Source organism: Xanthomonas chitinilytica (assembly GCF_026107455.2).
Taxonomy (GTDB): Bacteria; Pseudomonadota; Gammaproteobacteria; order Xanthomonadales; family Xanthomonadaceae; genus Stenotrophomonas; species Stenotrophomonas chitinilytica.
On the sequence record NZ_JAPCHY010000004.1, the window covers coordinates 324,512 to 336,486 of the forward strand.

Sequence of the window (11,975 nt, forward strand, 5' to 3'; positions counted from 1 at the left end):
GGAGCGACGTCAGTCGCGACAGAGGAGCATCGGCTGCCTTCTCCGGAGGACAAGAGCCGGAAAGTCGGGGGGACTCTCCGGTTGCCTTGTCGGTTGCCCGAAAAGCTCGCGACTCACGTCGCTCCCACAAGGTATTCCCGCTATTTGTAGGAGCGACGTGAGTCGCGACACGGGGGCGCCACGATCCTCTCCGTCGGGTCAGGAACGAAAAAACCGGCCCTCGGGCCGGTTTTCCGCTGGTGCCTGGCGGGCGCGTCAGAGCACCGCCAGCAGGATCACGCCGATCGCGAACAGCCAGCACACCGCCACGAACCAGGCCAGCAGCAGGTTGACGTCGAACACGCGGCGCTTGCGCACCAGCCGGTTGACCGCGGCCACCAGCAACGGCGGCACCACGAACAGCAACAACGCCCACAGCCACAGGTGGCTCTCGAAGTTCATGGCGTTCCGCTCCTGGGGGACCGGAAGGATTATGCCGCCTCGTAGGCGCCGTAGCCGCGCAGGCGCTCGTAGCGCTTCTGCAGCAACTGCTCGATCGGCAGCTGTTCCAATGCGTCCAGCTCGTTGAGCAGCACCGCCTTCAGGCGCCTGGCCATCTGCGTCGGGTTGCGGTGGGCGCCGCCGATCGGCTCGCGCACCACCTTGTCCACCAGCCCCAGCGCCTTCAGGCGCTTGGCGGTCAGGCCGAGCTGCTCGGCCGCGTCCTTGGCCTTGCCGGCGTCCTTCCACAGGATCGAGGCGCAGCCTTCGGGCGAGATCACCGAGTAGGTGCCGTACTCGAGCATCAGCGTGCGGTCGCCGACGCCGATGGCCAGCGCGCCGCCGGAACCGCCTTCGCCGATCACGGTGCAGATCACCGGCACCTTCAGTTCGGCCATCTCCATCAGGTTGCGGGCGATGGCCTCGGACTGGCCGCGTTCCTCGGCGCCGATGCCGGGATAGGCGCCGGGGGTGTCGATGAAGGTCAGCAGCGGCAGCTTGAAGCGCTCGGCCATCTTCATCAGGCGCAGCGCCTTGCGGTAGCCCTCCGGGCGCGGCATGCCGAAGTTGCGGGCGATCTTGCTCTTGGTGTCGCGGCCCTTCTGCTGGCCGATGATCATCACCGGACGACCGGCGATGCGGCCCAGGCCGCCGACGATGGCCTTGTCGTCGGCATAGGCGCGGTCGCCGGCCAGTTCCTGGAATTCGTCGCAGAAGACCTTGATGTAGTCCAGCGTGTAGGGCCGGGCCGGGTGCCGGGCCAGCTGCGAGATCTGCCACGAGGACAGGTCGCGGAAGATCTGCGCGGTGCGCACGCGCAGCTTGTCGCGCAGGGCGTTGACTTCGGCCTCGACATTGACTGCAGGGCCTGTGCTGGCATTGCGCAGTTCCTGGATCTTGGCTTCCAGATCGGCAATGGGTTGCTCGAAGTCAAGGTAATTCGGATTCATCGGCAGCCGTCGCAGAGTAAAGGGGGAAAGTGTAGCCGAACGCGTGTTCCGGTCCCGTACGCCGGGGTCTGGAATGTCGGTCCTTGCCGCCGACGCGCCGGGCGGGCGCGGCACCGGCCGGGTTGTCGACCGGGAATGCCGGCGACCGGTCCTGGCTGCAGCCGCCGGGAGCGGGGGCGAGCGGGACGGGCACGAGGAGTCGTTCCATGGCGCTTCCGGGCAATGGTCAGTTGGCCCAGGGCGGACTGTACTTGACCTTGAGCGTGCGTACCGCCGGGTCGGCGCGCAGGGTTTCCAGCAGCTGCGGATCGACGCGCACCGCATTGCCGCCGCCCAGGTCGAGCATGCCGGCCACGCCGCCCTGCGGCGAGGACAGCAGCACGTCCAGCCGCAGCGGGGTGCGACCGGGGCGGTGCGCGGCCAGCAGCGCATCGATGCGCTTCCAGGCGTCGCGCTGGCGCAGGTCCACGCGCATGGACATGCGCAGCGCGTAGTCGGCGCAGACCTGCTCGTAATCCCAGCACTGGCGGATGCGCAGGGCGTAGCCGCCGTTGAATTCGTCCTCGCGCAGGCCGCCCTTGACGATCAGGACGCGGTCGCGGGTGAGCAGGTGGCCGAACTCGGCCATCGCATCGGAGAATGCGCTGCACTCGACCCGGCCCTTGCCGTCCTCCAGTTGCATGAACACCTGGCTGTCGCCCTTGCGGCGCACGCCGATGACCAGGCCGGCCAGGATCACCGGGGTTTCCTGGCGCCAGGCGCGCTTCTCGCCATCCTTGCCGGGGCGGGCCGGCGGGATCAGCTTTTCGAGCATGCCCAGGTCGGTGCCGACCAGTTCCTTGACGTCGCCGGCGTAGGGATCGAACGGGTGTCCGCTCAGGTAGAAGCCCAGCGTTTCGCGCTCGCCCTCCAGCAACTGGCCCAGCGGCCATTCCTTGCTTTCCGGCAGGTCCAGCTGCAGCGCGGTGTTGGCCGGGTCCGGCGCGCCGAACAGCGAGTTCTGGCCCGATGCCTTCTCGCGCGCCATCTGCTCGGTGGCCTTGATCACCTCCGGCAGCTGCAGCATCAGCGAGGCGCGGTTCTTGCCCAGGCCGTCGAGCGCGCCGCAGTTGATCATCGCCTCGAGGGTGCGCCGGTTGAGCTTGCCCGACTCGATGCGCGTGCAGAAATCCAGCAGGCTGGTGTACGCGCCGTTGCGCAGCCGTTCCTCCACCACCGCCTCGCAGGCGCCCTGGCCGACGCCCTTGATCGCGCCCAGGCCGTACTGGATGGTGTCCGGGGTGGCGGCCTCGAACATGTAGGCCGAGTCGTTGACCCGCGGCGGCAGCACCTTGAGGCCGAGGTTGCGCACTTCGTCGAGGAAGCCCACCACCTTGTCGGTGTTGTCCATGTCCGAGGACAGCGTGGCGGCCATGAACTCGGCCGGGTAGTGGCGCTTGAGCCAGGCGGTCTGGTAGCTGACCAGCGCGTACGCGGCGGCGTGCGACTTGTTGAAGCCGTAGCCGGCGAACTTCTCCATCAGGTCGAAGATCTCGTCGGCCTTGGGGCCGTCGACGCCGCCCTTGGCCGCGCCCTCGCGGAAGATCTCGCGGTGCTTGGCCATTTCCGCCGGCACCTTCTTGCCCATCGCGCGGCGCAGCAGGTCGGCGCCGCCCAGCGAGTAGCCGCCGACGATCTGCGCCATCTGCATCACCTGCTCCTGGTACACCATGATGCCGTAGGTGTCCTTCAGGATGGCTTCGGTGCGCGGATCGGGATAGACGATCTCCTGCTGGCCGTGCTTGCGCGCGTTGAAGTCCGGGATCAGGTCCATCGGCCCGGGGCGGTACAGCGACACCAGCGCGATCAGGTCCTCGAAACGGTCCGGCCGCGCATCCTTCAGCAGCCGGCGCATGCCCGAGGATTCGAACTGGAACACCGCGCCGGTGTTGCCGTTGGCGAAGATGTCCTTGTAGGTGGGCGCGTCGTCCAGCGGGATCGCGGCGATGTCCACCGGCGGGATGCCGGCGCGCGCATGGCGCTTGTTGATCGCCTTCACCGCCCAGTCGATGATGGTCAGCGTGCGCAGGCCGAGGAAGTCGAACTTCACCAGGCCGACTTCTTCCACGTCGTTCTTGTCGAACTGGGTGACCGGGTTCTTGCCGCGGCCGCCTTCGTCGTGTTCGGCGAACAGCGGGCAGAATTCGCTCAGCGGCTCGGGCGCGATCACCACGCCGCCGGCGTGCTTGCCGGCGTTGCGGGTCAGGTCCTCCAGCTGCCGCGCCAGGTCGATCAGGTCGCGCACGTCGTCTTCGGACTGGTAGCGCTGGATCAGCTCCGGCGAGGCCATCTCCGAATCCTTGCCTTCGCCCATCGCGTCCTTGAGCGAGATGCCCAGGATGTTCGGGATCAGCTTGGCCACGCCGTCGACCAGGCCGTACGGGAAGCCGAGCACGCGCCCGGAGTCGCGCACCACCGCCTTGGCCGCCATGGTGCCGTAGGTGATGATCTGGCTGACCCGCTCGCGCCCGTACTTGCGCGCGACGTAGTCGATCACCTCGTCGCGGCGGTCCATGCAGAAGTCGATGTCGAAGTCGGGCATCGACACGCGTTCGGGGTTGAGGAAGCGCTCGAACAGCAGGTTGTACGGCAGCGGGTCCAGGTCGGTGATCTGCAGCGCCCAGGCCACCAGCGAGCCGGCGCCGGAACCGCGGCCCGGGCCGATCGGGATGCCCTGGTTCTTTCCCCACTGGATGAAGTCGGCCACGATCAGGAAGTAGCCGGGGAAACCCATCTTGATGATGGTGTCCAGCTCGAACTCGAGCCGGTCGAAGTAGTCCTGGCGGGTCTTGCCCTCGGCCAGCGGGTTCTTCTCCAGCCGCGCTTCCAGGCCCCTGCGCGCCTCGCTGCGGATCCAGCTGTCCAGGGTCTCGTCGTCGGGCACCGGATAGTTGGGCAGGAAGTAGGTGCCCAGCCGCATCTCGATGTTGCAGCGCTGCGCCAGCGCCAGCGTGTTGTCGATGGCGTCGGGGATGTCGGCGAACAGCGCGCACATCTCCTCGGCCGACTTGAGGTACTGCTGCTCGCTGTAGTCGCGCGGGCGCTTGGGGTCGTCCAGCACGCGGCCGGAGGAGATGCACACGCGCGCCTCGTGCGCGGGGAAGTCGTCCGGCGACAGGAAACGCACGTCGTTGCTGGCGATCACCGGCAGGCCGCGCTGGCCGGCGGCCATCAGCGCGAACTGGTTGAAGGCCTCCTCGCCGTCGCGGCCGGTGCGGGTCAACTCCAGGTGCAGGCCGTCGCCGAACACGCGCTGCCAGTCGGCCAGCTGCTGTTCGGCCAGGTCGTGGCGGCCTTCGCCGGCCAGGCGCCCGGCCAGGCTGTCGCGGCCGGCCAGCGCGAACAGGTTGTGGCAGCTGTCCTTGAGCCACTGCGGATGCACGGCCACGCCGCCTTCGTTGCGGTGGCCCTCCATCCAGGCGCGGGTGAGCAGCCGCGACAGGCTCAGGTAGCCCTCGCGGTCGCGGCACAGCAGGGTCATCCGCCAGGGACTCTGGCCCTCTTCGGCGATCACCAGGTCGGCGCCGGCGATCGGCTTGATGCCGACGGTCTCGGCCGCCTTGTAGAACTTGACCAGCGCGAACAGGTTGTTGAGGTCGGTGACCGCCAGCGCCGGCAGCCCGAGTTCGACCGCGCGGCTGAGCAGGTTGGCCTGTTTGGCCTTCTTGGGGTCGGCCTGATCCGGTTTCGCCGGGACACGGATGGTCGAATCCGCCAGCGAAAACTCGGTGTGGACGTGGAGATGGACGAAACGGGAAGTGGACATGCCGGACCAGAATGATGCCCGGGCAGGGTAGCGGCGGCACGGGGAGCGGACAAGGCTTGACAGCGCCCGCGTAGCGGCCGGCGAGGCGGCACCGGTCAGGGGGCTGGCCGGGCGTGCGCCGCCGCCGGCTCAGCGCGGCCGGCCGGGGGCCATGGCCGCGCCGCTTTCGGCCAGCCGGGCGGCTTCGAACTCCTCGCGCGAGCCATGCCCGGCGGTATCCGGCCAGTCGTTCAGCAGTGCCTGCAGCCGGCACCAGCGCCGGTATTCCACGTAGCGGGCGATCTCGTGGTCGGATACCCGCGCGTCGGCGGAGGCCGGCGCGCATTCCCCGGCCAGTTCCATGCACAGCGCTTGTTGCAACCGCTGGCGCAGTCGCGGATCGCCGCACCAGCCCAGGTCGGTCAGCATGCTGCGCAGCAGGAACGCCCGGTCGATGTCCTGGGACGGGATGCCGGTATCGGCCACCCGGGGCGACGGGGTGGCCGGATCGGAGCGATGGCTGGAGAACATCGCGCACCTCGCGGTGATGGAAAGGGCGGCGCGGGCCGGCGTCAGTGCACGCGGAACCGGGCCGGCGCTTCCGGGGCATAGCTGCTCTCGCGTACCCGGCGCCGGTGCGCCAGCAGCTCGGCCTCGGCCTGGCGTGCCTGCAGCCAGGCCGCACGGTCGAACGGCAGGTCCTCGCTGCGGCAGCCGCGCAGCTCGGCCTCGATCCGCCGCAGGCGCCGGAAGTCGCGGTAGTCGGACAGTTCCGGAACCAGCCGCGGCCATGCGGTATCGATGGCGATGGCATCGTCCAGATGCGCGGCCAGCGGCAGTTCCACCGGCAGCAGGTGCCAGGGGCCGTGCAGGTAGCGGACGACATCGGTGGCGATGGGCACCACGTTCTCGGCCGGCTGCCAGTCGCGGTCGTCGAGCAGCTGTTCGATCAGTTCGGCGCGCTGCAGGCGCTGGCGGATGCAGGCCGGGGGCTGGCCGGGGTCGTGGGCGGCCAGGGTGCGGGCGGCAGTGACCAGCTGGTCGCACTGCAGCGGCGCCCGGGTGCGGCCCAGCCGGGCCAGCAGCCGGTTGAAGCGGTCGATGTCGCCGGCGGATGGTTCGAACGGGCCGATATGGCGGCGGCGGTGCAGCGGGCTGGGGGCCTGGTCCAGCACCGGCGGCAGGGGGAAGTTTTCGGCGGTGGCGTACATGGCGGTCTCCTGGGGGACGCCGGCAATCCCGGCGCGCCACCAGCATCGGCGTGGGCGTAGGATGTGTCATGACGGCGGGCGGAGCCTTCAGGCAGTGATTGGTCTGTTTTATGAGGTTTTCATGAGGGCCGGCCGATGGACGATCCGGACATGCCTGTTCAGCCATCCGAGCGGTACCGGTTCGACGGTGTCGCGGTGGATGCCATCGCCCATACGCTGCACCGCGACGGGCAGCTGCTTTCCGTCGAGCCGAAGGCCTTCGCGGTGCTGCTGCTGTTGCTGCGCCATGCCGGCGAGCTGGTTCCGCGCGACCAGCTGCTGGATGCGGTCTGGGGCCATCGCCACGTCACCCCCGGGGTACTGACCCGGGTCATCGCCCAGCTGCGCGCGGCGCTGGACGACGATTCGCAGCAGCCGCGCTATATCCAGACCCAGCACGCGCTGGGCTACCGCTTCATCGGCCACCTGCAGCCGGCGCAAGCGGCCGCGGCCGAAGCGGCGCCCCCGGCCCCGGCTTCTGCGGAACCCGCGGACGGGCCGGTGCCGGTACCGCCGGCACGGATGGTGCTGGCGGCCTGGTCGGCCGGGCTCGCCCGGCGGCTGCGCGGCCGGTGGTGGCGGATCGCGCTGCTGGCCGTGCTGGCGCTGCTGGTCGCGGGGGGGCTCGGGTGGTGGCTGCGGCCGCCGGCACCTGCGGTGGACGAGGCCTCGATCGCGGTGATGCCGTTCACCAGCCCCGGCGATGCCGCCGACGAGCGCTATTTCGCCGTCGGCCTGGCGATGGAAATGCACGATGCGCTGGCCGGGGTGCCCGGCCTGAAGGTGGCCGCGCGGCAGTACGGCGGCCTTGCCGACCGCGAGGGCCGCGACCCCCGCCGCATCGGCCGGATCCTGGGCGTGGCCACGGTGCTGGAGGCGCGCGTGCAACGGATCGACGGCCACCTGCGGGTCGATGCCCGGCTCAGCGATACGCAATCGGGCGCGACCCTGTGGAGCGGCAGCTACGACCGCCAGATCGCCGACCTGTTCGCGCTGCAGGGCGAGATCGCCGCCGAGGTGGTGAAGGAACTGCTGGGCCGCCTGCCGGGCGACCACCAGCGGCTGCAGCAGCGGCTGGCGCCGACCCGGGACCTGGATGCCTACGACAACTACCTGCACGGCCTGGACGAACTGCTGCGGCCGAGCGGCGAGGGCAGCCACGCCCGCGCGCTGGAGTACTTCCGGCGCGCATTGGCCAAGGACCCGGGCTTCGCCCGCGCGCAGGCCGGCATCTGTCGTGCCGAGATCGCGCGGCTGGAGACGGTGAGCGATGCCGAGGCCTTCCAGCGCGCACGGCTGGCCTGCACCCGCGCAGCGGAGATGGGGCCGGACCTGCTCGAGGTCCGGCTGGCGATGGCCGACATCGCGCGGGTCGGCGGGGATCCCTCCGGGGCGCTGGCGCTGTACCGGCAGGCCGCGGCCGATCCGGCGCTGCGGGCCGACGCCGAGGTCGGCATGGCCCGCAGCCTCGGCGCGCTGGGGAACGAACCGCAGGCGCTGGAGCATTTCACCCAGGCCCTGGCGGTACGGCCCGGCGACGGGCAGATCTACAAGGCGCTGGGCTACCACCACTGGCTGCGCGGACGCGTGGACCAGGCCATCGCCGCCTACACCCATGCCACCTGGGTACAGCCCGACGACAGCCGGCTGTGGAGCAGCCTGGGCGGGCTGTACCTGGCCGGCGGCGATACCGAGCAGGCCGCGCGCGCCTTCAACATGTCGCTGTCGATCGAGCCCAATGCCGGCGCCTTGACCAATCTCGGGGCGATGAAGTTCGATGCCGGCGACTACCATGGCGCGGCCGACATGTTCCAGCGCGCCGCCGACCTGCAGCCGGACGACTACCTGCACTGGGGCAACCTGGGCGATGCGCTGGCGGCGTTGCCGGCCACTGCCGGGCGGGCGCAACCGCCGTACCGGCGCGCGGCGGAACTGGCGCAGCGCTACGTCGAGGTGAAGAACAACGATGCCTATGCGCTGGGAGCGCTGGCCTGGTACCGGGCCAATCTCGGCGAGCACCGGCAGGCGCGCGACGACCTTGAAAAGGCGCAGGCGCTGGGCAGCCAACCGGGCGAGGTGGCGCTGTGGTGCGCCCAGGTCCTGTCGCTGCTGGACGACCCGGCCGGCGCGCAGGATTGCGTGGCCACCGCGCTGGAGCGTGGAATCCCGCGCCAGCGGGTGCTGGCGCTGCTGGCGGTGCGGGGTTTCGCCGTCGCGGGCATCGAGGAAGAAGGGGGAAGCTGAAGTCCCGTTCCTGTCCGTGGCGGCGGACCTCAACCAGGAGTGCGTCGCCATGAAGATCCGAATGCTGCTGCCGTTGTCGCTGTGCCTCGCCGCCACCGCCTGCGTGGTGCGCGAACCGCCACCCGCGGGCACGGCCCAGTGCACCACCAGCAAGCCGGCTCCCGGCATCGACCGGGTCCACGTGGACATCGTCCTCACCCATGGCCGTCCGGATGCGCGGCCGCGCCTGTGCGTGGTGCGCAGCGGCATGGAGATCGTGTGGCGTACGGCCGAGCAGGACGCCACCGCGTTCAAGCTGGTGTTCGCCGACAGCCCGGGGCATGCCGCCGCCGCGGCCGGCGAGCGCGAACGGCTGGCCGCGCCCAGGCAGTTCCCCTCGCACCGGCAGGACGGGCGCCAGCAGGTGGGCATCATCGCCAAGGAGGTCGGCAGCGAGACGCCGATCAACTACGACATCGTGCTGGGCGCGATGGCCGGCGATCCCGGGATCAAGATCGTGCCGCGCTGAGCGTCCGGCACCGGCTCAGCCGGGGACGCCGGTTCCGCCGGCAAGGCTGGCCCGTACCGGCGCGAAGCTGCGCCGGTGGTGCGGACAGGGGCCGTGCGTGCGCAGCGCCGCCAGGTGCGCCGGGGTGCCATAGCCCTTGTGCAGGTCGAAGCCGTACTCGGGGTGCTGCTGGTGCAGCGCCAGCATGATGCGGTCGCGGGTGACCTTGGCGACGATCGAGGCGGCCATGATCGAGCGGTCCAGCGCATCGCCGCCGACCAGCGCCTCGGCGGCGCAGGGCAGGCCCTTGGGCACCTTGTTGCCGTCGATGCGGGCGAACCGGGCGACGTGGGCCACGCCTTCCACCGCGCGGCGCATGCCTTCCATCGTGGCCTGGTAGATGTTGAGGCGGTCGATCTCCTCGACCTCCATCAGCACCACGTGCCAGGCCAGGGCGCGCTCGACGATGCGTTCGTACAGCACTTCGCGGCGGGCCGCGGTGAGCTGCTTGGAGTCGTCCAGGCCGTTGATCCGCGGGCGCGCCGGATCGAACACCACCGCCGCCACCGCGACGGGGCCGGCGAGCGGCCCGCGGCCGGCCTCGTCCACGCCGGCCACGAAACCCGGCACGGTGCCCGGCAATGCCGCGTCGTCGAACAGCGCCAGCGAGGCGTTGCCGGCGCCGCGCGGCCTGCGGCGGGCGTTCACGGCGTGGCGCCGGCGGCGGCCGGCCTGGCCAGCAGTTCGGCGATGGCCTCGGCGGCGCGCGCGGAGGCGTCGCAGCGCAGCTCGTCGTGCAGCCGCTGGTAGACCGGCTGCAGCGCGGCGGCCAGCTGCGGCTCGTCGAACCAGCGCAGGACTGCGGCGGCCAGCTTGTCCGGCGTGCAGTCGTGCTGCATCAGTTCCGGCGCCAGGTCCTGCCCGGCCAGGATGTTGGGCAGGGCGTAGCGATCCACCTTCAGCAGCCCCAGCGCCTTGACGATGCGATAGGTGAGTTCGGCCACGCGGTAGCCGACCACCATCGGCCGCTTGACCAGCATGGTTTCCAGCGTCGCGGTGCCCGAGGCGAGCAGCACCACGTCGGCGGCGACCATCGCGGTGCGCGCGTTGCCGTCGAGCAGGTGCGAATAGGCCACCGGCAACGCCGAGGCCGACAACTGTTCGGAAATCAGCCGCCTGCATGCGTCGTTCGCGGCCGGCACCACTACGTGCAGGCCGGGGATGCGCTCGGACACCTGCCAGGCGGCCTCGAAGAAGTTGCCGCCCAGCCGGCCGACCTCGCCCAGGCGGCTGCCCGGCAGCACCGCCAGCACCTTGGCGGCGGAGGACAGGCCCAGCTCGGCGCGGGCCTGCTCGCGGTCGCAGCAGGCGGGAATCTCGTCGGCCATCGGATGGCCGACGAAGCGCGCGTCGATGCCGTGGCGGGCATAGATCGGCGGCTCCATCGGGAACAGGCACAGCACCATGTCGGCGCTGGCGCCGATCTTCTCGGCGCGCTTCTCGCGCCAGGCCCAGACCGAGGGGCTGACGTAGTGCACGGTGCGGATGCCGCGCTGTTTCAGCCACTTCTCCACGCCCAGGTTGAAGTCGGGGGCGTCGATGCCGATGAACACGTCCGGTTGCCATGCGAGCACGCGCTCGCGGAATTCGCGGCGCAGCTTCAGCAGCCGCGGCAGGTGGCGCAGGATTTCGGCCAGGCCCATCAGCGCCAGCTCGCTGGCATCGAACCAGGTCTGGCAGCCGCTGTTGCGCATGGCGTCGCCGCCGATGCCGCTGAACTCGGCATCCGGGAAGCGGCGCCGCAACTCGTCGATCAGGCCGGCACCGAGGCCATCGCCGGAGGCCTCGCCGGCGACCAGGGCGATGCGCAACGGCCGCTCGCTGCCGGTCGGCTGCGGTTGCCTGGCCGGCAGCGGTACGGCGACCGGTGCGTCGCCGGCCAACGGCGTGGTCCGCGGCTGTCCGGTCGTCGCGGTCATCGCAACAGCGGCCTCTCGGCGCTGTCGATGAATGCCAGCAGGTCGCGCACGTCGTCGCTGGACTGCGCCTGTTCGGCCAGCTGCTGCTTGGCCTCGGCCAGCGGCAGGCCGGCCACGTACAGCGTGCGGTAGGCGCGCTTGATCGCGGCGATGCGCGCGGGGTCGAAGCCGCGGCGCTTGAGCCCTTCGCTGTTGATGCCGCGCGGGCGCCCCAGCGAGTCGCTGCCGACCATGGTGAACGGCGGTACGTCGCCGTTGGTCAGCGCGCCCATGCCGAGGAAGGCGTGCGCACCGATCCGGCAGAACTGGTGGGCGCCGGCGAAGCCGCTGATGATCACGTAGTCGCCGACGCTGACGTGCCCGGCCAGGGTGGTGTTGTTGGAGAACACGCAGTGGTTGCCCACGTGGCAGTCGTGCGCCACGTGGGTATAGGCCAGCATCCAGTTGTCGTCGCCGACGGTGGTGATGCCGCCGCCGCCGCCGGTGCCGCGGTTGATGGTGACGAACTCGCGGATCACGTTGCGGTCGCCGATCACCAGCTCGGTGCGTTCGCCGGCGAACTTCTTGTCCTGCGGCTCGCCGCCGATGGCGGCATGGCCGATGAAGCGGTTGCCGCGGCCGATCCGGGTCGGCCCGTGGATGCTGCAATGGGGGCCGACGACGGTGCCTTCGCCGATCTCCACGTCCGCGCCGATCAGGCTGAAGGCGCCGACGCGTACGTCCGCTGCCAGCTTCGCCGACGGATCGACGACCGCGGTGGGGTGGATCAGGGGCGTGTTGTCACTCATCGTGTCCTCCGTC

10 protein-coding genes are annotated in these 11,975 nt (G+C 70.5%); 2 read left to right on the forward strand and 8 right to left on the reverse strand.

Features of this window, described 5'->3' with window-relative positions; genetic code table 11:
• Window positions 1–255 precede the first annotated feature (255 nt).
• The 5 genes from OK345_RS07345 to OK345_RS07365 form a co-directional block, all read right to left on the reverse strand.
• Window positions 256–441 carry a hypothetical protein gene (locus tag OK345_RS07345; RefSeq protein ID WP_265127268.1) on the reverse strand — a complete coding sequence of 62 codons (186 nt, stop codon included), beginning with the start codon at window positions 439–441 and terminating at the stop codon, window positions 256–258.
• A 29-nt stretch (window positions 442–470) separates the two neighbouring features.
• Window positions 471–1,430: an acetyl-CoA carboxylase carboxyltransferase subunit alpha gene (locus tag OK345_RS07350; protein WP_265127269.1), complete on the reverse strand. Its 960-nt coding sequence runs from the start codon at window positions 1,428–1,430 to the stop codon at window positions 471–473.
• Between the two features lie 226 nt (window positions 1,431–1,656).
• A complete protein-coding gene (gene dnaE, locus OK345_RS07355) occupies window positions 1,657–5,235 on the reverse strand; it encodes a DNA polymerase III subunit alpha (RefSeq protein ID WP_265127270.1) in 3,579 nt (1,192 codons plus the stop codon).
• Between the two features lie 129 nt (window positions 5,236–5,364).
• Window positions 5,365–5,745 (reverse strand): hypothetical protein, encoded by a 381-nt coding sequence (locus tag OK345_RS07360; protein WP_265127271.1) that lies wholly within the window; start codon window positions 5,743–5,745, stop codon window positions 5,365–5,367.
• A gap of 41 nt (window positions 5,746–5,786) precedes the next feature.
• On the reverse strand, window positions 5,787–6,425 hold the full coding sequence (locus tag OK345_RS07365; protein WP_265127272.1) for a hypothetical protein: 639 nt from the start codon (window positions 6,423–6,425) through the stop codon (window positions 5,787–5,789).
• A 150-nt stretch (window positions 6,426–6,575) separates the two neighbouring features.
• Between OK345_RS07365 and OK345_RS07370 the strand changes: the two genes are divergently transcribed.
• Window positions 6,576–8,708: a winged helix-turn-helix domain-containing protein gene (locus tag OK345_RS07370; protein ID WP_265127273.1), complete on the forward strand. Its 2,133-nt coding sequence runs from the start codon at window positions 6,576–6,578 to the stop codon at window positions 8,706–8,708.
• Window positions 8,709–8,757: 49 nt separating this feature from the next.
• Window positions 8,758–9,216 carry a hypothetical protein gene (locus OK345_RS07375; protein WP_265127274.1) on the forward strand — a complete coding sequence of 153 codons (459 nt, stop codon included), beginning with the start codon at window positions 8,758–8,760 and terminating at the stop codon, window positions 9,214–9,216.
• 15 nt (window positions 9,217–9,231) lie between these two features.
• Here the strand turns inward: OK345_RS07375 and rnhB are convergent, their stop codons facing one another.
• From rnhB to lpxA, 3 genes are read right to left on the reverse strand one after another with little or no spacing between them, the layout of a single operon-like run.
• Window positions 9,232–9,861, reverse strand: a complete 630-nt coding sequence (gene rnhB / locus OK345_RS07380; RefSeq protein WP_265127323.1) for a ribonuclease HII — start codon at window positions 9,859–9,861, stop codon at window positions 9,232–9,234.
• A 38-nt stretch (window positions 9,862–9,899) separates the two neighbouring features.
• A complete protein-coding gene (lpxB, locus tag OK345_RS07385) occupies window positions 9,900–11,174 on the reverse strand; it encodes a lipid-A-disaccharide synthase (protein ID WP_265127275.1) in 1,275 nt (424 codons plus the stop codon).
• A complete protein-coding gene (gene lpxA / locus OK345_RS07390) occupies window positions 11,171–11,962 on the reverse strand; it encodes an acyl-ACP--UDP-N-acetylglucosamine O-acyltransferase (RefSeq protein WP_265127276.1) in 792 nt (263 codons plus the stop codon). The genes lpxB and lpxA overlap by 4 nt, the downstream gene beginning before the upstream one ends.
• Window positions 11,963–11,975: the final 13 nt, after the last annotated feature.